The organism is Streptomyces sp. NPDC029041 (assembly GCF_040637515.1).
In the GTDB taxonomy this organism is placed as follows: Bacteria; Actinomycetota; Actinomycetes; order Streptomycetales; family Streptomycetaceae; genus Streptomyces.
Window position 1 is genome coordinate 197,677 of the sequence record NZ_JBEZWO010000010.1, and the last position, 25,315, is coordinate 222,991.

21 protein-coding genes and 2 pseudogenes are annotated in these 25,315 nt (G+C 71.2%); 14 read left to right on the forward strand and 9 right to left on the reverse strand.

Annotation, left to right across the window (positions count from 1 at the left end):
- From AB0F04_RS26440 to AB0F04_RS26475, 8 genes and pseudogenes are all read left to right on the forward strand, one after another.
- Window positions 1-1,061 (forward strand): annotated as a pseudogene (locus AB0F04_RS26440) (hypothetical protein); the annotation flags it as partial.
- Between the two features lie 9 nt (window positions 1,062-1,070).
- A complete protein-coding gene (locus AB0F04_RS26445; protein WP_031138073.1) occupies window positions 1,071-1,484 on the forward strand; it encodes a roadblock/LC7 domain-containing protein in 414 nt (137 codons plus the stop codon).
- A gap of 111 nt (window positions 1,485-1,595) precedes the next feature.
- On the forward strand, window positions 1,596-1,991 hold the full coding sequence (locus tag AB0F04_RS26450; RefSeq protein ID WP_030851927.1) for a DUF742 domain-containing protein: 396 nt from the start codon (window positions 1,596-1,598) through the stop codon (window positions 1,989-1,991).
- Window positions 1,972-2,547 carry an ATP/GTP-binding protein gene (locus tag AB0F04_RS26455; RefSeq protein ID WP_104781463.1) on the forward strand — a complete coding sequence of 192 codons (576 nt, stop codon included), beginning with the start codon at window positions 1,972-1,974 and terminating at the stop codon, window positions 2,545-2,547. Before AB0F04_RS26450 ends, AB0F04_RS26455 begins: the two co-directional genes overlap by 20 nt.
- A gap of 376 nt (window positions 2,548-2,923) precedes the next feature.
- Window positions 2,924-6,232: a nitrate- and nitrite sensing domain-containing protein gene (locus AB0F04_RS26460; protein ID WP_362045225.1), complete on the forward strand. Its 3,309-nt coding sequence runs from the start codon at window positions 2,924-2,926 to the stop codon at window positions 6,230-6,232.
- A 10-nt stretch (window positions 6,233-6,242) separates the two neighbouring features.
- On the forward strand, window positions 6,243-6,656 hold the full coding sequence (locus tag AB0F04_RS26465) for a roadblock/LC7 domain-containing protein (protein WP_003993185.1): 414 nt from the start codon (window positions 6,243-6,245) through the stop codon (window positions 6,654-6,656).
- A gap of 94 nt (window positions 6,657-6,750) precedes the next feature.
- Window positions 6,751-7,329 (forward strand): DUF742 domain-containing protein, encoded by a 579-nt coding sequence (locus tag AB0F04_RS26470; RefSeq protein WP_362045228.1) that lies wholly within the window; start codon window positions 6,751-6,753, stop codon window positions 7,327-7,329.
- Window positions 7,310-7,891, forward strand: a complete 582-nt coding sequence (locus tag AB0F04_RS26475; RefSeq protein ID WP_014675207.1) for an ATP/GTP-binding protein — start codon at window positions 7,310-7,312, stop codon at window positions 7,889-7,891. Before AB0F04_RS26470 ends, AB0F04_RS26475 begins: the two co-directional genes overlap by 20 nt.
- 178 nt (window positions 7,892-8,069) lie before the next feature.
- Here AB0F04_RS26475 and AB0F04_RS26480 read toward each other — a convergent pair whose 3' ends face one another.
- The 4 genes from AB0F04_RS26480 to AB0F04_RS26495 all read right to left on the reverse strand — a co-directional run bounded on the left by AB0F04_RS26480 (window position 8,070) and on the right by AB0F04_RS26495 (window position 13,504).
- On the reverse strand, window positions 8,070-8,264 hold the full coding sequence (locus AB0F04_RS26480; protein ID WP_030851540.1) for an acyl-CoA carboxylase subunit epsilon: 195 nt from the start codon (window positions 8,262-8,264) through the stop codon (window positions 8,070-8,072).
- 35 nt (window positions 8,265-8,299) lie between these two features.
- Entirely contained in the window at window positions 8,300-9,883 is a 1,584-nt protein-coding gene (locus tag AB0F04_RS26485; protein ID WP_362045231.1) for an acyl-CoA carboxylase subunit beta, read from the reverse strand.
- 154 nt (window positions 9,884-10,037) lie between these two features.
- Window positions 10,038-12,407, reverse strand: a complete 2,370-nt coding sequence (locus AB0F04_RS26490) for a polysaccharide lyase 8 family protein (protein WP_362045233.1) — start codon at window positions 12,405-12,407, stop codon at window positions 10,038-10,040.
- Between the two features lie 239 nt (window positions 12,408-12,646).
- Window positions 12,647-13,504, reverse strand: a complete 858-nt coding sequence (locus tag AB0F04_RS26495; protein ID WP_362045236.1) for an SDR family NAD(P)-dependent oxidoreductase — start codon at window positions 13,502-13,504, stop codon at window positions 12,647-12,649.
- A 361-nt stretch (window positions 13,505-13,865) separates the two neighbouring features.
- On the opposite strand from AB0F04_RS26495, the gene AB0F04_RS26500 reads away from it, so the two are divergent.
- Together AB0F04_RS26500 and AB0F04_RS26505 are read left to right on the forward strand one after the other, a co-directional pair.
- Entirely contained in the window at window positions 13,866-14,468 is a 603-nt protein-coding gene (locus AB0F04_RS26500) for a YceI family protein (protein WP_362045239.1), read from the forward strand.
- A gap of 218 nt (window positions 14,469-14,686) precedes the next feature.
- Window positions 14,687-15,472 (forward strand): serine protease, encoded by a 786-nt coding sequence (locus AB0F04_RS26505; protein ID WP_362045242.1) that lies wholly within the window; start codon window positions 14,687-14,689, stop codon window positions 15,470-15,472.
- Between the two features lie 106 nt (window positions 15,473-15,578).
- Here AB0F04_RS26505 and AB0F04_RS26510 read toward each other — a convergent pair whose 3' ends face one another.
- Window positions 15,579-16,157, reverse strand: a complete 579-nt coding sequence (locus AB0F04_RS26510; protein WP_362045245.1) for a YdeI/OmpD-associated family protein — start codon at window positions 16,155-16,157, stop codon at window positions 15,579-15,581.
- Window positions 16,158-16,221: 64 nt separating this feature from the next.
- On the opposite strand from AB0F04_RS26510, the gene AB0F04_RS26515 reads away from it, so the two are divergent.
- Window positions 16,222-16,356: a hypothetical protein gene (locus AB0F04_RS26515; RefSeq protein WP_362045248.1), complete on the forward strand. Its 135-nt coding sequence runs from the start codon at window positions 16,222-16,224 to the stop codon at window positions 16,354-16,356.
- A 99-nt stretch (window positions 16,357-16,455) separates the two neighbouring features.
- Here the strand turns inward: AB0F04_RS26515 and AB0F04_RS26520 are convergent, their stop codons facing one another.
- Window positions 16,456-17,811 carry a hypothetical protein gene (locus AB0F04_RS26520; protein ID WP_362045251.1) on the reverse strand — a complete coding sequence of 452 codons (1,356 nt, stop codon included), beginning with the start codon at window positions 17,809-17,811 and terminating at the stop codon, window positions 16,456-16,458.
- Window positions 17,812-17,923: 112 nt separating this feature from the next.
- Between AB0F04_RS26520 and AB0F04_RS26525 the strand changes: the two genes are divergently transcribed.
- Window positions 17,924-18,610, forward strand: a complete 687-nt coding sequence (locus AB0F04_RS26525) for an SLATT domain-containing protein (protein ID WP_362045255.1) — start codon at window positions 17,924-17,926, stop codon at window positions 18,608-18,610.
- Between the two features lie 81 nt (window positions 18,611-18,691).
- Here the strand turns inward: AB0F04_RS26525 and cimA are convergent, their stop codons facing one another.
- Window positions 18,692-20,296: a citramalate synthase gene (cimA, locus tag AB0F04_RS26530; protein WP_362045258.1), complete on the reverse strand. Its 1,605-nt coding sequence runs from the start codon at window positions 20,294-20,296 to the stop codon at window positions 18,692-18,694.
- A gap of 476 nt (window positions 20,297-20,772) precedes the next feature.
- Here cimA and AB0F04_RS26535 point away from each other — a divergent pair.
- A pseudogene (locus tag AB0F04_RS26535) lies at window positions 20,773-21,032 on the forward strand (cytosine permease); the annotation flags it as partial.
- A gap of 134 nt (window positions 21,033-21,166) precedes the next feature.
- On the opposite strand, the gene AB0F04_RS26540 reads toward AB0F04_RS26535, so the two are convergent.
- A complete protein-coding gene (locus tag AB0F04_RS26540; RefSeq protein WP_362045261.1) occupies window positions 21,167-22,255 on the reverse strand; it encodes a branched-chain amino acid aminotransferase in 1,089 nt (362 codons plus the stop codon).
- Between the two features lie 243 nt (window positions 22,256-22,498).
- The gene (locus tag AB0F04_RS26545) at window positions 22,499-23,542 is read right to left on the reverse strand and encodes a 3-isopropylmalate dehydrogenase (RefSeq protein ID WP_362045264.1); all 1,044 of its coding nucleotides are present in this window, start codon (window positions 23,540-23,542) and stop codon (window positions 22,499-22,501) included.
- A gap of 155 nt (window positions 23,543-23,697) precedes the next feature.
- Here AB0F04_RS26545 and AB0F04_RS26550 point away from each other — a divergent pair, with 155 nt between their 5' ends.
- Window positions 23,698-25,281: a metallophosphoesterase family protein gene (locus AB0F04_RS26550; protein ID WP_362045267.1), complete on the forward strand. Its 1,584-nt coding sequence runs from the start codon at window positions 23,698-23,700 to the stop codon at window positions 25,279-25,281.
- Window positions 25,282-25,315 lie beyond the last annotated feature (34 nt).

A 25,315-nucleotide genomic window follows, 5' to 3' on the forward strand; every position in this document is an offset into this window, starting at 1 on the left:
TGCCAAGGGCCGGGCAACCCCGCGTGCCATGGCGAATTACTGGGCCATGGAGGCCCGGGCACTCTCCAACGCGGCAGGGCGTCGGCGCGACGGCACAGATGCCGGCCGTGCCGCGGGACGACGACCGGCAGGGCTTCGGGTCGCCGAGTGACTTCGGAGCTCCCCAGCAGGCGGACCCGTTCGGCCCCGGCGCGAACACCTCGCAGGGCCAGGGCCAGTTCGTCCGCCCGGACGTCTTCGGCACACCCGGTGGTCGCCACGACAGCTCGTCCGCGTCGGACCAGTACCCGGCGCCGCAGTCCTACGACAACGGCTCGACGGGTCAGTACCCCGCGCCCCGCCAGGACAACGGCAGCCAGTACCCGGCCCCGCGTCAGGACAACGGCTCCACCGGCCAGTACGCCGCGCCCCGCCAGGACAACGGCAACCAGTACCCGGCCCCGCGTCAGGACAACGGCTCCACCGGCCAGTACCCCGCGCCCCGCCAGGACAACGGCTCCGGGCGGCCCACCCTGCCGGGTCAGGCCGACTTCGGTGCCCCGCGTCCGCCCGCCCCGCAGGCCCGGCCGGTCCGGCAGGAGCCCGAGGCCCTGCCGCCGGCGCCCGGCCCTGGCGACGGTCGCACGCCGCTGTACGACACGCTGGAAACCAACTGGTTCCACGGCCAGCAGGAGCAGCAGCAGCCGCAGAACAACGGCTCCGCCCCTGCCGCCCCGCAGCAATCGCAGCAACCGCAGGGACCCACCGGCCCACAGCGGTCCGCCCCCGCCGGCTGGCGCACCTCGCCGAACGACGACCTCGTCCGCCAGGCCGAGCGAGTCCGTCAGCCCGCCGCGGGTGGTGTCACCACCTCCGGCCTGCCGCGCCGGGTGCCCCGGGCCAACCTCGTCCCGGGTACGGCGCAGCAGCAAACCCACCAGAGCGGTCCTCAGGTCTCGCGTGCGCCCGATGACGTGCGCGGCCGGCTGACCAATCTCCGTCGGGGAATCGCACAGGGTCGTCAGGCCGGGTCCACCCAGACCGGCAGCCACCCACGGCCCACTCACCAGCAGGAGCGTTAGTTGAGTCCGATGAGCCAGGCGGCACAGAATCTCAACTGGTTGATCACCAACTTCGTGGACAACACCCCCGGGGTGTCCCACACCGTCGTCGTGTCCGCCGACGGTCTCCTCCTGGCGCTGTCGGAGGGCTTTCCGCGCGACCGCGCCGACCAGCTCGCGGCCGTCGCCTCGGGTCTGACGTCCCTGACGGCAGGCGCTTCCCGGATCTTCGAGGGTGGTGAGGTGGCGCAGACGGTCGTGGAGATGGAGCGGGGATTCCTCTTCCTCATGTCCGTCTCGGACGGCTCGTCCCTCGCGGTACTCGCCCACCCCGAGTGCGACATCGGCCTCGTCGGCTACGAGATGGCGCTCCTGGTCGACCGCGCGGGCGCGGTCCTCACGCCCGACCTCAGGGCTGAGCTCCAAGGCAGTCTGCTCCACTGATCGGCCCCGGCACCACCCCGTCTCACCACATCACCGTCCGGCTGCCACACACCCCACACAGGCCCCGTCAGACGGCTTGCTGACCGACTTGCTGTCCCGCCCGGAGGACCCATGACCCCGCCCACCGCCTCTCATGATCCGTACGCGGAGCCGTACGAGGACGAGGGCGACCAGCCGCTGGTCCGGCCTTACGCCATGACCGGCGGCCGGACCCGGCCGCGCTACCAGCTGGCGATCGAGGCACTCATCAGTACGACCGCGGACCCCGCCGCGCTCATGGGACTGCTCCCGGAGCACCAGCGGATCTGCCACCTGTGCCGTGAGGTCAAGTCGGTGGCCGAGGTGTCCGCACTGCTCAACATGCCGCTGGGCGTGGCCCGGATCCTGGTCGCGGACCTCGCCGAGGCCGGTCTCGTCGCGATCCACCAGCCGGGCGGCGACGACGCCACCGGCGCGCCGGACGTGACACTGCTCGAAAGGGTGCTCAGTGGACTTCGCAAGCTCTGACGCGGGACGGTCCACCACCTCCGCGAAGATAGTGGTGGCCGGTGGCTTCGGCGTGGGCAAGACCACGTTCGTGGGTGCCGTCTCGGAGATCAACCCGCTGCGCACCGAGGCCGTCATGACGTCCGCTTCGGCGGGCATCGACGACCTCACCCACACCGGGGACAAGACCACCACCACGGTGGCCATGGACTTCGGCCGCATCACCCTGGACCAGGACCTGATCCTGTACCTGTTCGGTACGCCGGGCCAGGACCGCTTCTGGTTCATGTGGGACGACCTGGTGCGCGGCGCCATCGGCGCGGTGGTGCTCGTGGACACCCGGCGCCTGGCCGACTGCTTCCCGGCCGTCGACTACTTCGAGAACAGCGGCCTGCCCTTCGTCGTCGCGCTCAACGGCTTCGACGGACAGCAGCCCTACCAGCCCGAAGAGGTCCGGGAAGCGCTCCAGATCGGACCGGACACCCCGATCATCACGACGGACGCCCGGCACCGGGCCGATGCGAAGAGTGCCCTGATCACGCTGGTCGAGCACGCGCTGATGGCACGGCTGAGGTAGCACCCAATTCAGAAGCGCAATACGGCAGTTGTCGTAGATACACCGGAGCCGACTGTGTCCTTTGACACGGTCGGCCACGGTGTTCATAACGTTTCGGCAGAGGAATCGGGTGGTACGGCCACGCGTCGCGCACATCCGGTCTCGCTGCGCGCACAATCGCCCCGCCTTTTGGCGGGGCTCGCTCTTTATGACCGTTTTATCTGGGGCTTACATCCCACCGATTCCCCGCCTCGGACTGTTTGGAAGAGCGCTGGTCGTCGTGCTGGAATGCCTGAACTGCCCAATAGTCAATGACGCCCTCGTCCGTCGCTGGCGTCTTGGGCTCTGAACACTGCGGCACAACGTTGGTGCCGACCGCCGAGAGGTTGTTGGTCGAGTGAGGCGAAGCAAGAACAGTCCCGAGCCGTCGGCCCGGGGCAACTTCACCCCGCCGCCGCGCACAGCGGCGCCCGCCCCCGTGCCCGGTTCGGAACCGACGGCCGCGCCCGCCGAGAGCGGCGGCCGTCTCTCCCCGCGCAACTGGCGTGTGGCGACCAGGCTGAACGCGATCCTGCTCATACCCGTGGTGGTCGGCCTCGTCATGGGCGGCTTCCAGGTGAAGAGCTCGATCGACACCTGGCAGGAGGCCGAGGACGCGGAGAACACCGCGCGCCTGGTCCGCGCCGCCCTGGCCTACGGCAACGAGCTGCTCACCGAACGTGACGTGACCGCCGCGCCCCTGCTGCAGGGCAAGGGCGCGAAGGACCCGACGGTCGTCAAGGCCCGTGCGAACACCGACAAGGCGGCGGACGCCTTCGACGAGGCCGTCAAGAACATGCCCGACCGGCCGGGCCTCCAGCGGCGCCTGGATCGCTTCCGTGAGGCGGAGCCGGAGCTGGCGCAGCTGCGAGCGGCCGCCTACACCAGCCAGCTCAAGGGCGTGCAGACCGAAGAGGGCTACGTCGAGGTCGAGCACAGGCTGCTGGAGTTCGCCAACGAACTGGGCCTGGGCACCGGCAACATCACCAGCTACGGCCGTACCGTCTACGCCATCTCGCTGACCAAGGGCGCACTCTCCCTCCAGCGCTCGATCGGCATGCACATCCTGATCAAGCCCGGCCCGGACGGCGGCAACCTGGCCAGCCAGCGCATCGCTCTGTCCTCGTACGCCTACCTGGAGCGCATCGCCATCCAGGAGTACGAGAGCGGCGGCACCGAGGCGGACTTCGCCAAGCTGACGGCCGCGGAGAAGCAGATCAAGGCCGACGGCGCGCGGATGGCCGCCGAGGCCAAGGCCAAGGACCCGGACTACGTACCGCCGCCCGCCAGCCCCACCACGATGGTGGCCAGGATCGCGTCGCTGCCCTCCACGGACCCGAGCGAGCGTGCCGCCCTCGCCCAGCGAGGCATCACCGCGCAGAACTGGTGGGCCGTCACGACCCTGAAGTACAACGCGTACGACAAGATCGAGACCGAGCTCGCCGACCGCGCGGTGAGCGAGGCCTCCGACATCGCCAGCGACGCCCAGCGTGACGCCTACATCACCGGTGCCGCCGTCGTGGTCGCCCTGCTGCTGGCCTTCATCCTGGCCGGCGCGGTCGCCCGCCAGATGAGCCGCTCGATGCGCCAGCTGCGCAACGCCGCCTTCGGCATCGCCGAGCAGCGTCTGCCGATGCTGGTCGACCAGCTCTCGCGCACCGACCCGGGCCGGGTCGACACCCGCGTGGCGCCCATCCCGATCGCCACCACGGACGAGATCGGCGAGGTCGCCCGGGCCTTCGACCAGGTCCACCGCGAGGCCGTCCGGCTCGCCGCCGAGCAGGCCCTGCTGCGGGGCAACATCAACGCGATCTTCACCAACCTCTCGCGCCGCAACCAGTCGCTGATCGAGGGCCAGCTGACCCTGATCACCGACCTGGAGAACAACGAGGCCGACCCGGACCAGCTGGAGAACCTCTTCCGCCTGGACCACCTCGCGACCCGTATGCGCCGCAACGGCGAGAACCTCCTCGTCCTCGCCGGCGAGGAGCCCGGCCGCCGCTGGGACCAGCCGGTGCCGCTGGTCGACGTGCTGCGCGCCGCCTCCTCCGAGGTGGAGCAGTACGAGCGCATCGAGCTCTCCGGCGTCCCGGAGGCCGAGATCCACGGCCGCGCCGTGACCGACCTCGTGCACCTGCTCGCCGAGCTGCTGGAGAACGCGACGACGTTCTCCTCGCCGCAGACCAAGGTCCGCGTGACCGCGACCCGTCTTCCCGACGGCCGCGTCATGATCGAGATCCACGACAAGGGCATCGGCCTCACCGCCGAGGACTTCGCGGACATCAACCACAAGCTGGCCAACCCGCCGACCGTCGACGCCGCGATCTCGCAGCGCATGGGTCTGTTCGTGGTCGGCCGGCTGTCCGACCGGCACGGCATCCGTGTCCAGCTGCGCCCCTCGGGCGAGCAGGCCGGCACCACCTCGCTGGTCATGCTGCCGGACGCGATCACCCACGGTGGCGGCGGCGAGCAGCACGCGGACCGCGACGAGTTCACCGTCTCGCAGATCATCCCGGAGCAGAACTTCGGCGGCGGCGGCGAGAACTTCAACCAGCAGCCCATGCGCACGGCCGCGGAACTCGGCTTCGACGACAGCCGCTACTCCGACGTCCCCGACGACATACGGGAGCTGGACCCCGTCGGCCGCTCCCTGATGCGCGAGGAGCGCCGGGCGGCCCTGGAGTCCCAGTCGCACGAGCAGCCCGCGCTGCCCGGCCAGAGCAGCCAGGATTCCGGCCAGGCGACCGGCTACCGAGACGAGTACAACGGACAGCAGCAGGGCTACGACGCCCCGCAGGCCTACGACACCGGCCAGAGCGGCTACCCGGAGCAGCAGCCGTCCGCGTACGACCGCCAGGCGCCGTACGAGCAGCAGCAGCAGTCGTACGACGAGCAGCGGCACACGGCGTACGAGGAGCCGCAGCGCTCTGCTTACGACGAGCAGTACTACGCGCCGAACGGCAGCGCGCCGCAGAACGACACCTTCTCGCCGAACGGCGGCTACCCGGAGCCCTCCTATGCGGAGCCGGCCCAGGAGGAGCCCTCGGGGCAGGGTGCGGGCCAAGCGGGCGGTTTCGCCGCGTTCGAGCAGCGGCGTCACCAGGACGACTGGCCCCAGCAGGACGGTTACCAGAACGGCTATCCGAACCAGTACCCTTCTCAGGCCCAGGAAACGGAATCTGCGCAGGCCGCTGACGCAAGTGAGCAGGACCGCGTAGGCTTCGACCGTCCGGGATCGAGCCCCTCCGCCGCTCACACGATGACCGACGCCGGGCTTCCCCGCCGTGGACCCGCCGCGAGCGGTGCGAACGGTACGGGTGGCGCACGGCACGTGAGCCAGGAGCCGCCGGCCTCCGCTCCGGAGAGCAACGGCGACAACTGGCGCTCGGCCAACGACGAGCGGTGGCAGCAGGCCTCGCAGCTCCGGAAGCCCAAGGCGGGCGGGGTCACCTCCTCCGGCCTGCCGAGGCGGGTACCCAAGGCCAACCTGATCGAGGGTGCCGCCGAGAGCACCCCCCAGGGAGGCCCACAGGTCTCCCGCGCCCCGGAGGACGTCCGGGGCAGGCTGAGCAACCTGCGTCGGGGCGTCCAGCGCGGACGCAGCGCAGGCAGTGAAACGAACGGCCAGGGCTTCGGTCCTGACAGCACCTACAACCAGGAGCGTTAGTGTGAGCCCGATGAGCCAGGCGGCACAGAACCTGAACTGGTTGATCACCAACTTCGTGGACAACACCCCGGGGGTGTCCCACACGGTGGTGGTCTCCGCCGACGGACTCCTTCTGGCGATGTCCGAAGGCTTTCCCCGCGACCGCGCCGACCAGCTCGCGGCCGTCGCCTCCGGTCTGACGTCTCTGACGGCAGGCGCCTCCCGGATCTTCGAGGGAGGCGCGGTGAACCAGACGGTTGTGGAGATGGAGCGGGGTTTCCTCTTCATCATGTCCGTATCCGACGGCTCGTCGCTGGCCGTGCTCGCTCATCCGGAGGCGGACATCGGCCTCATCGGGTACGAGATGGCGCTGCTGGTGGACCGAGCCGGTACGGTCCTGACACCGGACCTTCGTGCAGAGCTCCAGGGGAGCCTGCTCAACTAGTAGACGGACGGTGCGTTTTGGCGTCCCGGGGCCGTAAGGTTTCGGGACGCGGCTCCACAGCGATGGGTGCCAGGCACAGTCGGAGGAGGAGAAAGTGGCAACACCCCCAGGCGGTTCGTCTTCGGGCAACTGGTCGTACGGCCCTGCCCAGGGCCAGGGCGACGGTGGTCAGAGCCCGAACCGTTACAACTTCCCCTCCGCACCGAGCCACCGGCAGCCGTACGCGCCGCAGGGCCCCGGCCCGTCGCCGTACGACCAGCCGCCGGCCCCGCGTATCCAGCCTGTGCAGCCGCAGCGCCGCACCCCCGAGCCGGCGCCCGCCGGGGCGTCGAACAACCCCCTGGTGCGTCCGTACGCCATGACCGGCGGCCGGACCCGCCCCCGCTACCAGCTCGCCATCGAGGCGCTGGTGCACACCACTGCGCAGCCGCACCAGATGCAGGGCCAGTTGCCCGAGCATCAGCGGATCTGCAACCTCTGCCGGGAAATCAAGTCGGTCGCCGAGATCTCGGCGCTCCTCACGATCCCTCTCGGCGTGGCCAGGATCCTCGTCGCCGACTTGGCGGAGGCGGGACTGGTCGCCATCCATCAGCCCGGCGGCGACGAGAACGCCGGCGGCCAGCCAGACGTGACACTGCTCGAAAGGGTGCTCAGTGGACTTCGCAAGCTCTAGCGGAGGGCCTTCCCGCTCCACCACGTCCGCGAAGATCGTGGTGGCTGGCGGCTTCGGCGTGGGCAAGACCACGTTCGTGGGTGCCGTCTCGGAGATCAACCCGCTGCGCACCGAGGCCGTCATGACGTCCGCTTCGGCGGGCATCGACGACCTCACCCACACCGGGGACAAGACCACCACCACGGTGGCCATGGACTTCGGCCGTATCACCCTGGACCAGGACCTGATCCTGTACCTGTTCGGTACGCCGGGCCAGGACCGCTTCTGGTTCATGTGGGACGACCTGGTGCGCGGCGCCATCGGCGCGATCGTGCTGGTCGACACGAGGAGGCTCGCCGACTGCTTCCCCGCCGTCGACTACTTCGAGAACAGCGGCCTGCCCTTCGTCATCGCGCTGAACGGCTTCGACGGACAGCAGCCGTACACGCCGGACGAGGTCCGGGAGGCGCTGCAGATCGGGCCAGACACCCCGATCATCACGACGGACGCGCGGCACCGGGCCGATGCGAAGTCTGCGCTGATCACGCTGGTCGAGCACGCGTTGATGGCTCGACTGCGGTAGTTCTTCGTTGCTGTGGGACAGCCCCCGGTGGCCTTCGGGCTTCCGGGGGCTGTTGCGTTGCCGGGTGCGGGTGGTGTGGGGCTTGTCGCGCCACGCGGCGGAGCCGCATATCGATACAGCCCCGCGCCCCCAAAAAAAGCAGGCCCCTCTATGAGGGGCCTGCTTTCTGGTTCTGTGCTCAGCGCCAGCTGTGCGGGGCCCTGAAGCCCGGCTCGCGTTCCAGGCGGCGCCAGCCGGCCTTGATGCGGCCGCGGTGGGCCGGGGTCGGGTCGGTGGGGCGGGCGGCGGCGCGGGCCAGGAGGATGGCCGTGATGGCGGCGACTTCCTCGGGCTCGGCGTGGCCCTTCTCGACGCGGATGTCAGGCGATTCCATGGGTGTCAGTCTCCGTGAGGAAGATGTCCGCCGGGTTACTGCGGCGGGTTGCCGTGCTTGCGGGACGGCAGGTCCGCGTGCTTGGTCTGGAGCATGGCGAGGGACTTGATCAGCACCTCGCGGGTCTCGGCGGGGTCGATGACGTCGTCGACCAGGCCGCGTTCGGCCGCGTAGTAGGGGTGCATCAGCTCGGACTTGTACTCCTTGACCATGCGGGCCCGCATGGCCTCGGGGTCCTCGGCGTCGGCGATCTGGCGGCGGAAGATGACGTTGGCCGCACCCTCCGCGCCCATGACGGCGATCTCGTTCGTCGGCCAGGCGTAGGTGAGGTCGGCACCGATGGACTGGCTGTCCATGACGATGTACGCACCTCCGTAGGCCTTCCGCAGGATCAGGGAGATCCTGGGCACGGTCGCGTTGCAGTAGGCGTAGAGGAGCTTCGCGCCGTGGCGGATGATGCCACCGTGCTCCTGGTCGACGCCCGGGAGGAAGCCGGGGACGTCCAGAAGAGTGATGATCGGGATGTTGAACGCGTCGCACATCTGAACGAAGCGGGCCGCCTTCTCGGAGGCCTCGATGTCCAGCACGCCCGCCAGCGCCTGGGGCTGGTTGGCGACGATGCCGACGACCTGGCCGTCCATCCGGCCCAGGGCGCAGATGATGTTGCGGGCCCAGCGCTCGTGGACCTCCAGGTAGTCGCCGTCGTCGACGATCTCCTCGATGACCTTGGCCATGTCGTACGGCCGGTTGCCGTCCGCCGGGACCAGGTCCAGCAGGACGTCCGAGCGGCGGTCGGCCGCGTCCGAGGACTCGTGGCGGGGCGGGTTCTCGCGGTTGTTCTGCGGCAGCAGCGACAGGAGGTAGCGGACCTCGGCGATGCAGGTCTCTTCGTCGTCGTAGGCGAAGTGGCACACGCCGGAGGTCTCGGCGTGGACGTCGGCGCCGCCCAGGCCGTTCTGCGTGATCTCCTCGCCGGTGACCGCCTTGACGACGTCCGGGCCGGTGATGAACATCTGCGAGGTCTCGCGGACCATGAAGACGAAGTCGGTCAGGGCAGGGCTGTAGGCCGCGCCGCCGGCGCACGGGCCGAGCATCACCGAGATCTGCGGGATCACGCCCGAGGCCTTGGTGTTGCGCTGGAAGATGCCGCCGTACCCGGCGAGCGCCGAGACGCCCTCCTGGATGCGGGCACCGGCACCGTCGTTCAGCGAGACCAGCGGGGCACCGGCCGCGATGGCCATGTCCATGATCTTGTGGATCTTCGTGGCGTGGGCCTCGCCCAGGGCGCCGCCGAAGATGCGGAAGTCGTGCGCGTAGACGAAGACCGTGCGGCCCTCCACCGTGCCCCAGCCGGTGATCACACCGTCGGTGTAGGGCTTCTTGGCCTCCAGGCCGAAGCCCGTGGCCCGGTGGCGGCGCAGCTGCTCGACCTCCCGGAAGGAGTCCGGGTCGAGGAGGAGTTCGATGCGCTCCCGCGCGGTCAGCTTGCCCTTGGCGTGCTGCGCGCTGGTCGCCTTCTCGCTCGGTCCGGCCACCGCCTGCGCACGGATCTCGTGCAGTTCGGCCACGCGTCCGCGCGCGTCGGTCGGCTCACCCGGCGCCTCATCCAAAACGGTCATGTAGTGACCTTACGAAGTCAACCGAGGAATGCGGGCCGTCGACTCCTCACAGTCTCCGGCGTGTTTTCCTGGTACCCCTGAACAGAACTCTGACGGGGTTGACCCTTTCTGACTGCTCAGAGGGCGTGTCGCTTGTAGGGGTCGCACAAAGCGGTCAGGCGAGAGTCAGCTCACACACATGGGTGGCGCATACCGTCCCCGGAGTGACACGCAGACGCAGCGCACGGTCGGCGGACAGCACCTCGACGGTCTCGTCCACCCGGCCGACCCGTCGGACCGGGCGGTCCCAGGCGATCTCCAGTGGCTCGCCGGTGCGGGGCGGTTCGCTCACACAGAGGGTAGCCGTGCGGCCCCGGACGACGGTCAGCACACTCGCGGCGGCGGATGCGGTGAGGGGGCCGGCGGTGCCGGCCTCCCAGAAGTTCGCGGCCGTGCAGCCGAGGGCGGGCACGGTGACGGCCTGGCGGCCGCGGTCGTTGGCGAGCACCGACATCCAGTGGCGGTCGGCGGCCCGGCGCGCGACCGCCCGGCGGGAGGCCCCGGGCATGAGGACGTAGGCGTACGTGGCGTCCTCGGGGTCGGTGCCGTGGTCGAGCCAGAGGGTCTGCCAGCGGCGGGTTCGCCGCTCCCGCGTGCCGCCGGTGTTGATGTCGGACCAGGCGCCGGTACGGTCCTCGCGCAGCGCCTTCGGCTCGTGACCGGGCAGGAGCCAGCCGCCGTGGCCCTCCAGGTGGGCCCAGTGCGGGCCTGTGACGAAGCGCTGGGTGCCGGACGCGCCGAGGTTGCGGTTGTCGACGATCGTCTCGACCGGGACGCCGTCGGCGCACGTGATCCCGGCGCCCAGGCAGATCACCGCGTCCGCGACGCAGACCCAGGACTTGCGGGCCTGAAGCGTGGAGCCGAGGCCCTTGAGGTGCTGGCCGAGGACCGCGTACGTGCCGTCGGTGGTGCCGCCGACCCAGCGGGCGTCCGGGCGGGCCGCACCCCACTCGCCGCCTTCGCGGTCGGCGAGCCGCTGGGTGGAGACGGTGGTGCCGGGCAGCCGGTACCAGTCGACGGTCGGCCAGAACCAGTCGGTGTACTGGTCGCTCGCGCCGGACCACCAGGCGACCATGCCCGCGCCGGTGTGCCAGCCGCGGGGGTTCTCACCGTTGCCGCACTCGTAGTGCGCGATGCGGTCGCTGGCCATGGCGATGTTCACGGTGAAGCCGGGGCCGCGGTGGACGGCACGGTCCATGGCGGGGAAGAGCCGGTGCCCGGCGGGTTCGGGCGCGGCCGGGACGGGTGAGGCGGCGATGGTGCGCAGCCGGGCCAGGTCGGCGACACCGAACTGGGGCGCCGTCAGGATCGGGCTCACGGTGTCCCGTTCGATCCAGCCCTTGATACGGGCGTGCCAGCGGTCCCGTTCCGCCGGGCTCGCGCCGGCCGAGAGGAGGGCGATGGCGGCGATGAGCCGGTGGCCGTGGTAATGGTCGCTGCGCAGGATCTTGCGGTCGTCGGCGGTGAGGTGACCGCGGCTGATGGCCCGGCCGCTGACGCTGTCCATGACCAGTCCGTCGTGGAGGAGCGGCACGTAGGCCCGCTCGACGCTGTCGAGGACGATGCTCCGGTTCGGGTCGGTGACCTCCCATTCGGATCCCGCGAGCAGCGCGAGGAGCCGGCCGAGTCCGTCGAGCACGACCTGGCCGTACGTGCCCGAGTAGGCGACCCAGGTGTGCTGGAGGAAGGAGCCGTCTGCGTGGAGGCCGTCGCCCCGGGTGGCGTAGGGGAACACCGGGGAGAGCGCGTCCCGGGCGAGGGCGATCTTGGCGGGGTCGCGGCCGAGGACGCCGCGCAGGGCGACCGAGCGGCACAGGTCGACGCGGTTGGCACCGGTGGAGGTGCCGCTGTAGTCACGGAGGGCGGCGGCGGGGACGAAGTGGTCGACGGCGGCGCAGGCGGCTCCGACGCGGGCCTCCCCCAACTCCTCGTACAGGGCGGCCGTGATGTCGGTGAGCAGGCGGGGGCTGCCGATCTGCCACTCCCACCAGTTTCCGTAGCGGGTGGTGGAGGGGTTGTAGACGGTGGCGGAGAGGTGGTCGAGGCCGCGCAGGATGCCGGCGAGGAGGCCGGGGTCCGCGGTCGAGCCGGTGCCCTGCTGGACGTAGGCCTGCGTCATGGTCCACAGGCGGGCGTAGCCGAGGGTGATGCCGGCCGGGGGGTCGAAGGGGTGACCGGGCCAGAGGGAACGCGCCGTCGGCGCCATGCTCGCGTGCAGGTCGCGGGCGAGTGCGCCGGTCTCCGCGAGCCGGGCCGCGTAGGGTTCGGCGGCCGGGTCGTAGCCGGTGCCGAGGGAGATGCCGAGCCAGCGGCGGCGGAGGGTGTCGTACGGGTCACCGGGCAGGTCGGTGCCCCCGCGCACGGTCGCCGCGCCCCCGGTCGCCGCGAGGGCTGCGGCCGCCAGCAGCAGGGCGCGGCGGCCGGGCCGGAGGAGGGCGGTGGCCACGGCCGTACGGCGGGGGAAGACGCGACGCTGGGGAGTCATGCCCATGCCCTACCACGGGGAGCCGGTCACCTGAACGATGGATGTGGCCGGGGTGACCGGAACGGGGGAAGGGCCCCCGGCGCCCCCGCCCGCCACACCGCTCACCGGCGCGTCGGGCCCGAAGCCTCTCGGCAGGAGGCGTCGCGAGCCCGGAGCCCGTCGCTCGGAGTGGCAGCGGAACGGACCCGACGACGCCGCTCGGGAAGCGGCTGGAGAGCCCCCGTCCACGAGTCCGGCGCTCAGCCGAAGCGGTTCAGCAGGCGGCGATAGAGGCCCGGGGCGAGGCCGCGGACGCGGCCCGGGACGGCCAGCCAGGTGGGGACGTAGGCCTCGTCGCGGTTCTGCCGGACGGCCTCCCGGATCGTGCCGGCCACACAGCCCGGCGAGAGGAGACCGGTGCGGGTGCCGTCGGGGGACCTGCCGCGGCGGGTGCGGAAGGCCGTGTCGACGGCTCCGGGCACGACGAAGGTGACGCCCACGCCCGTGCCGCGCAGTTCCTGGCGCAGCGCCTCGGCGAAGGCGGCGAGGCCCGCCTTGGCGGCGGAGTAGACCGCCTCTTCCCGCAGACCCACGCACCCCGCGACGGAACCGAGCAGCACCACGCGGCCCCGCCCGGCGGCGATCATGGAGGGCAGCACCTCACGGACGAGGTGCAGCGTGGCGTTGAGGTCGAGGGTCAGCACCCGGTCGATGTCGGTGTGCGGCATGGCGGCGAAGGAGCCCGCCCAGCCCATGCCCGCCCCGGCGACCAGGACGTCGATCCGGCCGGTGGCGTGCAGCGCGGACTGGGCCAGCAGACGTGGCCCCTCCGGCGCGGCGAGGTCGGCGGGCAGCACGACGGCCGACGTTCCGGACGCCGTCTGCTCCAGGCGGCGCCGGTCGCGGCCGCTGAGGAGCACGTGCCAGCCGTCCATCGCGAAACGCCGGGCCGTGGCCGCTCCGATACCGGAGGACGCGCCGGTCACCAGGGCCACGGGCCGGTCGAGCCGTCGCGGAGGCCCGTACTGGTGAACGCGGGCGGGTACGGGGGCCGTGGAGCGGCGCGGAGCGGGATCCGCCGGCGGGTCGTAGGCCGAGCCGGAGCCGGTGAGTGTCACGTGTCGCTCTCCCCTGCGCTGGGCGTCCGCCGTGGTCTCGTCTGTCTCCCTGTGCTCCCTTGACACGGAACCCCGTCTCGCCGGACGCCGCCACCGCACCGGGCGCCGGCCGCAGGCCAGGCGCTCCGGCCTCGACGGGCACTCGGCCCGTGGGCCGCCCGGGGCCGGGCCGCCGTGCACCACACACGGCGGGGCCACCCTCGAGGGCCGTGGGATTGCGCCAAGCGGTGGAACGAGAGGCGCGCGGCAGATACCCGGCGAAGAGCTCCCCAAAAGATGTTGAACATTGAACGGAATAGGTCTACGGTGGGTCGCGTTGGAGTAGTTAAACATTCAACATCACGCACAGGAGGCGTACACCATGAGCATCTTCAGCCGTACCGACACCCGCACCGCCACCGCCACGACCGCCGTGAACCCGGAGCTGGCCGCCCTGACCGGCGACTACACGATCGACCCCGCGCACTCGACGATCGGCTTCACCGCCCGGCACGCCATGGTCACGAACGTCAAGGGCAGCTTCCAGGACTTCACCGGCACGCTCCGCCTCGACGGCACCGATCCGTCGCGCTCCACGGCCTCCCTCGACGTGGTGATGGACAGCATCGAGACGGGCAACGCCGACCGGGACGGCCACCTGAAGAGCGCGGACTTCTTCAAGACGGACGAGTTCCCGGCCATGACCTTCCGTTCCACCGGCGTGGAGGCCCTGGGCGGTGACGACTACCGGATCACCGGCGACCTGACGATCCTCGGCACCACCCGCCCGCTCGCCATCGACCTCGAGTTCAACGGCGCCGCGAAGGACCCGTTCGGCAACGAGCGCGTCGGCTTCGAGGGCAAGGCGGAGATCCTGCGCTCCGAGTGGGGCCTGACCTGGAACGCCGCGCTGGAGACCGGCGGCGTCCTGGTCTCCGACAAGATCAGGCTGAACTTCGACATCTCGGCCATCAGGAACGCGTGAGCCCTGTGGGGCCGGCCCGGTGAAGCGCCGCCGGGCCGGTCTGGCCGGTTCCCGCCCCTTGTGCGAAGAGTCCCGGCGTTCAGATAATCCAGCAGCACTATTTTGACCAGTCCATGCCAGCACATGGACGTTCTTTTTGCCCACGCTGCTGTCATGCACTCGTCAATCTGATGCTTCGGTTGCACCTCCCCAGTCAACCCCCCACGGAAGGCATCACGTTGAAGAGACTCCTCACCGCCCTGAAGAGATGCGCGGTCCTCGGCGCCGCCGCGCTCGCGATCGCCAGTCTCCAGCCCGTCTCCGCCGCACAGGCCGCCCCGTCGCCCGTCGTCGGCGGGACCCGGGCCGCACAGGGCGAATTCCCGTTCATGGTCCGGCTCTCCATGGGCTGCGGCGGCGCGCTCTACACCCAGCAGATCGTGCTCACGGCCGCGCACTGCGTCGGCAGTTCCGGCAACAACACCGGCATCACCGCCACCGCGGGGGTCGTCGACCTGCAGTCCACCACGGGCCGGATCCAGGTCCGCTCCACCAAGGTGCTGCGTGCTCCCGGCTACAACGGCACCGGCAAGGACTGGGCGCTCATCAAGCTCGCCCAGCCCATCAATCTGCCGACCCTGAAGATCGCCACCACGACGCAGTACAACACCGGTGACTTCACCGTCGCCGGCTGGGGCGCGAACCGCGAGGGCGGTTCCCAGCAGCGCTACCTCCTCAAGGCGACCGTGCCGTTCGTCAGCGACGCCGCGTGCAAGGCCTACGGCGGCCTCTACAGCGGCCTCGTGGCGAACGAGGAGATCTGTGCCGGATTCGACGCGGGCGGTGTCGACACCTGCCAGGGTGACTCCGGCGGCCCGATGTTCCGCAAGGACAACGCCGGCAACTTCATCCAGGTCGGCATCGTGAGCTGGGGTGAGGGCTGCGCCCGGCCCGAGGCTCCCGGCGTCTACACGGAGGTCTCGACCTTCGCCTCCGCCATCGCCTCGGCGGCGTCGACCCTCTGACACGCGGCTTCGGGGCCCGGCAGCCCGCTTCGGCGGCGTCGCCTCCTCGCCACGCGGCTTCGGGTCCGGCACCGAGGGTGCCGGGCCCGTCCGGCCTGGCGGGGGTTCAGCCGTCCGGGCCCGCCGACTCCAGTTTCCGCACCACCGCCGTCACCTGCGCGGCCCGGCTCCGCTCCGTCCTGGCCCGCAGGACGCCGAGCATCGCCAGGTACCGGTCCGTCCGCCCGAGGGCCGCGAACGCCGCGGCGGCCCGGGGGCTCCCCTCCAGCGCCGCCGCCAGGTCCTCGGGAACCCCGGCCTCCTTCTGCGACGCGTACGCCGCCTCCCACCGGCCGTCCGCTCGCGCGGCCGTCACCTGCGCGAGCCCGCCGGGCCGCATCCGCCCGGCGGCGGTCAGCTCCTCGACCCGCCGGACGTTGACCAGCGACCAGAGACTGCCCGGACGCCTCGGCGTGATCCGCTGCAGGTAGTACGCCTCGTCGAGCCCCTTGCGCTGCCCGGTGATCCACCCGTGGCACAAGGCCAGGTCGTTGACCTCGGCGGCACTCACGGAGGGGATGCCCGAGCCCTTCTTCGCGATCCTGACCCAGAGGCCGGGATACGGCGCCGGGTGGGCGCAGAGCCAGGAGTCCAGGTCGGTCGCGTCCTCGAAGGACAGGGGGCCGGCGTCCTCGGAACTGGTCATGGCACCACGGTAGGGCGGAAGCAGGACAGCTGTTGACCGCGGTGGGCTCTTGGGCCGGAGGGGCGTGATCGGAGCAGGGGTCGGGTACCGGGCGCCGGTGTGGGTCAGCGCGGGTCTCGTGGCGCCGGCCTTCGCGGCCGCCGGGGTGGCGGCCCGCAAGCGGGAGCGGACCGTCGGACAGGAGACGATACGGCCCTGAGCTCAAGCGGCAGGGCGCGCCCTCGCGCCTCATCCCCGGGGCTCTGCACCCGGCGTCGGAGCGATCGGCTCGCAGTCGCTCGTACCGAGCCGGGCCCGCTCAGAACCCGCCCCCGAAGTCCCCTCCGCCACCGAAGTCTCCCCCGCCGCCGAAGTCCCCGCCTCCGAAGCCGCCCCCGAAGTCACCGGTGTCGAAGTCCGCGCCGGAGACGTCGCCGCCCTCGTAGCCGCCGAAGTCGCCGTAGCCGGAGCCGTAGTCGGCCGCGTAGGCGGGTCCGGCCATCATGCTGCCGAGCATGGTGCCGACGAGGAGGCCGGGCAGGAGGCCGCCGCCGAAGTAGCCGCCCGCCCAGGGGCCGTACGCCGGTCCGGCCTCCCAGTAGGGGCGGCGGCCGTAGTCGGTGTCGACCTCGCGGATCTCCGGGTCGCGGCCCTCGGCGAGGCGCCGCTCGTCGGCCGCGCAGACCGGGACCTCGCGGGCTGCGCCGCCCGGGGGCGTCCAGGTGGCGTCGGCGACGGAGGGGCCGTGGCGCGGGTCGAAGAAGCACGGTGGGCGGCGCTCCGGCAGGGCCCCGCCTTCGCGGCGGGCCGCGAGCCGGGCCAGGGAGAACCGGCCGTCCTCCACGGCCTGGGTGACGGCCCGGACATCCTCCGGTTTCGTCGCGGCCGCCATGAGGGACTTGGCCTGTTCGTAGGAGTCCAGGGCACGCTCGTAGTCGGTGCGCATGGCGTCGTCGGCGCCCGGCTCCCCGGGGTGGAAGTCGAGCCGGTCGAGTTCCTCGCCGAACGCGGTGATGTCCTCGTCGACGACCACCCGCAGCTTCTCCAGCGCGGCCCGCTGCTCCTCCTCGTGGCGGCGCCGGTTGCGGCGGACCACGGCATAGGCGCCCGCGCCGCCTGCCGCGACCAGGGCTCCGATGGTGACCAGGCCGCCGACCGGCACGTCCGTGCCCGAGCCGTCGCTCCAGCTGCTCGGCGCCGAACCGCCCACGTTGCGCAGGGCGTCGTCGACGAAGTCGTTCAGCTGGGCCTTGGTGTCACCCGCGTCCTGTACCGCCGTGACCAGGTTGGACACCGCCTGCCTGCTCATCACGGAGCTGTCGGCGCGGGCGTCGAACCGGTCGCCGAGGTGGATGCCGTACAGGCCGGTAATGCCGGTCTGGGTTCGCAGGTTCCGGAAGAGGTCCTGCGTGGGGTAGCCGGCCGGGAGGACCGCCACGAAGACGGGCTTGTCCGCGTCCTTGATCTTGTCGGCGAGCGCCTCGGCGTCCGATTCCGCGAGCTGCCCGGAGGCGGCCGGATCGACGTAGACGGGGTTCTCCCGCAGTTCCCGGGCGACCTGGGAGACGTCGGTGGCCGCGTGCGCGCCCGGCGCACCGGCCAGCAGCACCGCCAGTACGGCGGCGAACGGCACGATCAGCAGACGTACGACGGTACGCACCAGTGCGGCCCTCATATGTTCGAAAGTACCTGAAAGGGAGCAAAAAGGGTTATTGCTCGAGGGAGGCATTTCCCGGCGCGGCTGCGCCTAGGATGCCCCTGGCCATCCAGAGGGGCGGGAGCGGAACATGTTCGGACGACGCAGGGCTGCGGACATGACGGTGTCCGAACTGACCGAGCTGGACCGGTCGCGGACGCGCGCCGACCTGCTGTGGGAGCTGTTCCGGCATGCCGAGGCGGAGGTGACGTCGGCGATCGGCTGGTATCTGGCCCGCCGCCGGGGGCCGTCGCTGTGGTCGCGTTCGCTGCGGGCGCTCGCCACGCTGCTGGGCATCGTCGGCACGATAACGCCGCTGGTGCACGCGGCCTCGCCCACGACCGTGCAGCCCGAGTGGGGTTTCGTGTTCCTGGCCGGCGGGGCGGGGTGTGTGCTCTTCGACCGGATCTTCGGGTTCTCGGCGTCCTGGACCCGCTACATCCGCGCGGAGATGGCGCTGCAGCAGATCCTGAAGAAGGCGCAGTCCGACTGGGCGCAGGCGTTCCTGAGGACCACCGACTCCCCCAGCGACAAGGAGCAGGCCGCCCTGCTCGGCGTGATCGAGCGGTTGCGGACCGACGCGCAGCGGATCATCGAGGACGAGGGCACGGCGTGGGTCGGCTATCTGGCCGACGGCGTCGAGGAACTGACCCGCTCCACCAGCAACGCCACCGGCCAGCGCTCCCACACCGCGGGCCTCTTCCGCCTCGACCGGACCCCGGGCCGCGATCGTGGCGGCGAGGTTCCCGGACCGCGGTCCCGGGACACGGCGATGTGACACGCGAGCGGAGGGCCTGCTCGACGCCTACGACAGCGTCGTCGAGCAGGCCCTCCGCTCCGCCCGGCCGGGCAGCTGCGGCTACTGCGCCGGAGCGACTCCCGCACGCAGCAGGCCGTAGGTGTACGCGTCCTCCAGGGCCTGCCAGCTCGCGGCGATGACGTTCTCGGCGACGCCTACCGTCGACCACTCGCCCGCACCGTCGGACGTGGAGATCAGCACGCGGGTGGCGGAGTTGGTGCCGTGCCTGCCCTCCAGGATGCGGACCTTGTAGTCCACCAGCTCCAGCTTGGCGAGCTGCGGGTAGATCTTCTCCAGGCCCACGCGCAGGGACCGGTCGAGTGCGTTGACGGGACCGTTGCCCTCGGCCGTGGCGACGATGCGCTCGCCCTTGGCCCACAGCTTGACCGTGGCCTCGTTGGCGTGGGAGCCGTCGGGCCGGTCCTCGACGATGGCCCGCCAGGACTCGACCTCGAAGTAGCGCAGCGGCCTGCCCTGGACCTCGGCGCGCAGCAGCAGTTCGAAGCTCGCGTCGGCGGCCTCGTAGGTGTAGCCCGCGAGTTCACGCTCCTTCACCCGCTCGACCACCCGGCCGACCAGCTCTCGGTCGCCGCCGAGCTCGACGCCCAGCTCCTTGCCCTTGAGCTCGATGGACGCCCGCCCGGCCATGTCGGAGACCAGCATCCGCATGGTGTTGCCGACCAGCTCGGGGTCGATGTGCTGGTACAGGTCCGGGTCGACCTTGATCGCCGAGGCGTGCAGTCCGGCCTTGTGGGCGAAGGCCGAGAGGCCGACGTAGGGCTGGTGCGTGGAGGGGGTGAGGTTGACGACCTCGGCGATGGCGTGCGAGATGCGGGTCATCTCGCGCAGACGGCCCTCGGGGAGGACCTTCTTGCCGTACTTGAGCTCCAGGGCCGCCACGACCGGGAAGAGGTTGGCGTTGCCGACGCGCTCGCCGTAGCCGTTGGCCGTGCACTGCACGTGCGTCGCGCCGGCGTCGACGGCGGCCAGGGTGTTGGCGACCGCGCAGCCCGTGTCGTCCTGGGCGTGGATGCCGAGCCGGGCGCCGGTGTCGGCGAGGACCGTGGCGACGACGGCCTGGATCTGGGCCGGGAGCATGCCGCCGTTGGTGTCGCAGAGCACGACGACGTCCGCGCCGGCCTCCGAGGCCGTACGCACGACCGCCTTGGCGTACTCGGGGTTGGCCCGGTAGCCGTCGAAGAAGTGCTCGCAGTCGATGAAGACCCGGCGGCCCTGCTCCTTGAGGAAGGACACGGTGTCGCGGACCATCGCCAGGTTCTCGTCCAGGGTGGTGCGCAGCGCGAGCTCGACGTGGCGGTCGTGCGACTTGGCGACCAGCGTGATCACCGGAGCACCGGACTCCAGGAGCGCCCTGACCTGCGGGTCCTGGTCGGCGGTGGTGCCGGCGCGGCGGGTGGAGCCGAACGCGACGAGCTGGGCGTGCCGGAAGTCGATCTCCTGTCGGGCGCGGGCGAAGAACTCGGTGTCCCGGGGGTTGGCGCCCGGCCAGCCGCCCTCGATGAAGCCCACGCCGAAGTCGTCCAGGTGCCGTGCGATGGCCAGCTTGTCCGCCACGGTGAGGTTGATGCCCTCCCGCTGGGCGCCGTCGCGCAGGGTGGTGTCGAAGACGTGGAACGAATCGTCGAGCTCGCTGGTTTCGGTCATGGTCTCAAGGCTCCTGGGAAGGGGATCTCGGTCGTACCGGAATGACCGGCTCCACCGCCCTCACATACTCCCTCGCGCTCTCGCCTCCGGCTGTGGGTGGGCCAGAAATGCGAAAAACCTCTCGCGGGTGCGAGAGGTCTGCGCGCGGGTCGAGGACGACGGTGTCCACCCGTACCTGGTCGTACGTGTGGTCACTGCGGACCGGCGCGCCTGCTGCCAATAATCATGGCGAACGAGAGCACGGAGGAAGTGTGGCACACCCCCGCGCTCCGCTCACCGCCGTCTCAGGATGCGGTCGGTCACCTCAGGTGGCGGACGGAGAGGTGCGAGGTGTCGTACGTGTCGCCGGCGACGAGGCCGGGTGAGCAGCTGCCGAAGGCGACGGTGCGGCCGTCGCGGTCGATCGCCGGGGCGGACACGCTCTGGTCGCTCGGGCCGCCCTGCGCGTCCGGACTGGCGAGGGTGGTGCACCCGGTGCGCAGGTCGCGATGACGTCCTTCATGCTGCTGCTGACCGCCATCGGCACGCCCTGGGCGGTCATCACCCTCATCGGCTCCGCCCGCTGCGGCGGGGGCTGGACGCGGACGCCCTCCAGGTCTTCAACCGCGGCGCCAGGGGCGGTCCGTACTGGTACCGCGCCGGCTGGAACGTCCCGGCGACCCTCTCCTGGGCGGCCGGAGCGACGGTAAGCCTCCTGGCGGTGTCCCTGCCGTCGTACGAGGGGCCGCTGCTGTCTCCGGTGTCGGCCCCGGGGCCCGTTTCGACGGAACCCGGGGCCGAGGCCCCTGCACCGGCTTCTCTGTCCGACTGATGCGGCTGGCGGGTGGGCACAGGCCGGGGTCCGGGGGCGGAGCCCCCGGGGACGCGGACTCAGCCCAGCTTGTGCATCCAACCGTGCGCGTCCGAGGCCGTACCCCGCTGGATGTCCAGCAGCGCCTGGCGCAGCCGCAGCGTGACCTCGCCCGGCTCTCCCGCGCTCTGCTTCCACTCCGCCGTGGCCCGCTTCACCGTACCGACCGGAGTGATCACCGCGGCCGTACCGCAGGCGAAGACCTCGGTCAGCGACCCGTTCTCCGAGTCCCGCTGCCACTGGTCGACCGAGACCCGGCCCTCCTCGGCCTCGTACCCGAGGTCACGGGCGACGGCGAGCAGGGAGTCCCGGGTGACACCCTCCAGGATCGACCCGGTGAGGGACGGCGTGACGATCTTGTTCCCGTACACGAAGTACAGGTTCATGCCGCCCAGTTCCTCGACCCACGTGTGCTCCACGGCGTCGAGGTAGCAGACCTGGTCGCAGCCCTTCGTCGCGGCCTCGGCCTGCGCGAGCAGGGACGCCGCGTAGTTGCCGCCCGTCTTCGCGTCGCCCATGCCGCCGGGGACGGCCCGGACCCGGTCCTCGGAGACCCAGATGGACACCGGCTTCACACCGCCGGGGAAGTACGCCCCGGCCGGGGAGGCGATCACCAGGAACAGGTACTCGTTGGCCGGCTTCACACCCAGCCCGACCTCGGTGGCGATCATGAAGGGACGCAGGTAGAGGGACTCCTCGCCGCCGTGCGCCGGCACCCATGCCTTGTCCTGCTGCACCAGGACGTCACACGCCTCGATGAACGTCTCGACGGGCAGCTCGGGCATCGCCAGCCGGCGGGCGGAGCGCTGGAACCGCTCGGCGTTCTTCTCGGGGCGGAAGGTGGCGACGGACCCGTCGGGCTGCCGGTAGGCCTTCAGGCCCTCGAAGATCTCCTGCGCGTAGTGCAGGACCGTGGTGGCGGGGTCGAGGGAGATCGGCGCGTACGGCACGAGCTGGCCGTCGTGCCAGCCGCGGCCTTCCGTCCACTTGATCGTCACCATGTGGTCGGTGAAGTGGCGGCCGAACCCGGGGTTGGCCAGGATCTGCTCGCGCTCGGCGGCGGACAGCGGATTGGCGGAGGGCTTGAGCTCGATCGTGGGCGTCGTCATGGGTTGATGTCCTTCACCGGTTGTAGTGACGGGCCGCGCTCGGTACTGCTCTGATGGTGACCAGTGCTAGGACGTCCGAGCATTCCCTCATTTCGCGGCCTCGCGTTCGATTATCGCCCGGGGGCGGCGGCGGAAGGAACGGGGTGACTGCGGCCCGGTGGTCGATGGTGGCACCCGGCGGGAACATGCGAAAGCCGCCGGGCGCGGATGCGACCCGGCGGCCTGCGTGAAAGCAGCGGCGGGTCAGCCGGCTACGCGTACGGCGAGCGCGTCGCCGATCTCCGAGGTGGAGCGGGCGGGCTTGCCGGTGCGCTCGCCGAGGTCGGCGGCGACCGCCTCGTCGATGCGGGCGGCCTCGGCCTCGTAGCCGAGATGGCGCAGCAGCAGAGCGACGGACAGCACGGTGGCGGTCGGGTCGGCCTTGCCCTGCCCGGCGATGTCCGGGGCCGAGCCGTGCACGGGCTCGAACATGGACGGGAACTCGCCGGAGGGGTTGATGTTGCCGGAGGCCGCGACGCCGATGCCGCCGGAGACGGCCGCGGCCAGGTCGGTGACGATGTCGCCGAAGAGGTTGTCCGTGACGATCACGTCGAAGCGCTCGGGCTGCGTGACGAGGTAGATCGTCGCCGCGTCCACGTGCATGTACTCGGTGGTGACCTCGGGGAACTCCTCGGCCACCTTGTTGAAGATGTTCGTCCACAGGTGCCCGGCGAAGGTCAGCACGTTGTTCTTGTGGATCAGCGCCAGCTTCTTGCGGGGGCGGGCCTGGGCGCGGGCGAAGGCGTCGCGGACCACGCGCTCGACACCGAAGGCCGTGTTCACGGAGACCTCGGTGGCGACCTCGTGCTCGGTGCCCTTGCGGATGGTGCCGCCGTTGCCGGTGTACGGACCCTCGGTGCCCTCGCGGACCACGACGAAGTCGATCTGCGGCTCGCCCGCGAGCGGGGTGGCGACACCCGGCAGCAGCTTCGAGGGACGCAGGTTGACGTGGTGGTCGAAGGCGAAGCGGAGCTTGAGCAGGAAGCCGCGCTCCAGAACGCCGGAGGGCACGGTCGGGTCACCGATCGCGCCGAGCAGGATGGCGTCGTGCCGCTTCAGGGCGTCGAGGTCGGCGTCGGTGAGGGTCTCACCGGTGGCGTGGTAGCGCCGGGCGCCGAAGTCGTACTCCTCGGTCTCCAGCTTCACATCCTGCGGAAGAACGGCGGAGAGGACCTTCAGGCCTTCGGCCACGACCTCCTGGCCGATGCCGTCACCGGGGATCACTGCGAGATTGATGCTGCGAGACATGCGGGCACCCTACTCCTCGTCCCATGGGATGACACGCGCTGTCCGTGATGCGGACACCCTGGGGGGCGCCCCCCAGGGGGACGGCACGCGTCCGTCCGGTGCCGTTCACCCATATGTGGTGCGGCCGTCGGCCTGTGCTGGGACATTCGGTTCCCATGGAGATCCCCCACTTCGGCATCCCGCCCGAGCTCGCGCGCCGGATGAGCATGGCGGAGCAGCACGAGTACCTGCGGACGCGGCTGTCGCGGCGGCGCACCCTGGTGACCGCGGGCGCGGTGGCGAGCGGACTGCTGACCGGCTGCGGCTCCGGTACCGGCTCCCGTTCCGGGCAGGGCGGCGCCACGGCGACCGGCAGCCCGTCCCCCGCCACGTCGAAGGCTCCCGGCTCCCTGATCACCCCCTTCGGCCGCCATCTGGCCTTCGGCGCCGATCCGAAGACCCAGATGAGGATCTCCTGGCAGGTGCCGCTCGCGGTGAAGAAGCCGTACGTCCGGGTGGGCCTGCGCCCCGACGACCTCGGCCGCAGGGTCGAGGCGGAGCTGCGCGACCTGCACACGCCGGAGCTCAAGGGCGTACGGGCGGCGGTCGACCAGTACTACCTGCACGCCGCGCTGGAGGGCCTGCGCCCGGACACCACCTACTACTACGGCGTCGGCCACGAGGGCTTCGACCCGGCCTCCCCGCGGCACCGGCGCACCGTCACGTCCTTCCGCACGGCACCGGCGAGCCCGCCCGGGCGGTTCGTGTTCACCGCGTTCGGCGACCAGGGCGTGGGCGACGAGGCGGCCCTCAACGACCGTACGCTGCTGCGCCGTGAGCCGGCCTTCCACCTGCACGCCGGCGACATCTGCTACGCCGACCCCACCGGCAAGGGCAGGGAGTCGGACGTCTTCGACGCGAGCCAGTGGGACCGGTTCCTCAAACAGACCGAGCCGGTGGCCCGGTCGGTGCCGTGGATGGTGACGACCGGCAACCACGACATGGAGGCCTGGTACTCACCGGACGGCTACGGCGGCCAGCTCGCCCGGTTCTCCCTGCCCGACAGCGGCTTCGACGCACGCAGGGCACCGGGCGTGTACGCGTTCACGTACGGCAACGTCGGTGTGGTCGCGCTGGACGCCAACGACGTGTCGTACGAGATCCCCGCCAACTTCGGCTACACGCAGGGGCGGCAGACGAAGTGGCTGGACAGGAAGCTCGGCGAGCTGCGCTCCTCGAAGGACGTCGACTTCATCGTCGTCTTCTTCCACCACTGTGCCTACTCGACGTCCACGCACGCCTCCGACGGCGGGGTGCGCGCCGAGTGGCTTCCGCTGTTCGCCCGGCACGAGGTGGACCTGGTGATCAACGGGCACAACCATGTCTACGAACGCACGGACGCCATCCGGAACGGCGAGGTGGGCCGGCCGGTGCCGGTCGGCGGGACGACGGACCCGAGGCGGGACGGGATCGTGTACGTCACCGCGGGCGGCGGCGGCAAGGAGCTGTACGGCTTCCCCGACGGCGTGAAGGAGAGTTACGAGGGCAACACCTCCGACCACGAGCCGGTCGCCACGTTCCGGTGGACCAAGTCGCAGGGCACGAAGGCGGAGTCGGCGCAGTGGTCACGGGTGCGCTACCGCGGTTTCTCGTTCCTCTCGGTGGAGGCGGTCAGCGGCGCCAGGCCGGTGCTGAAGGTGTCGGCGCTGGCGTCGGACGGTGAGCGCATCGACCACTTCGAGGTGCGGCGCGGGGCGTGAGGCCCCGCACCGCGCCTCGGCGGGCGGCTCCCGG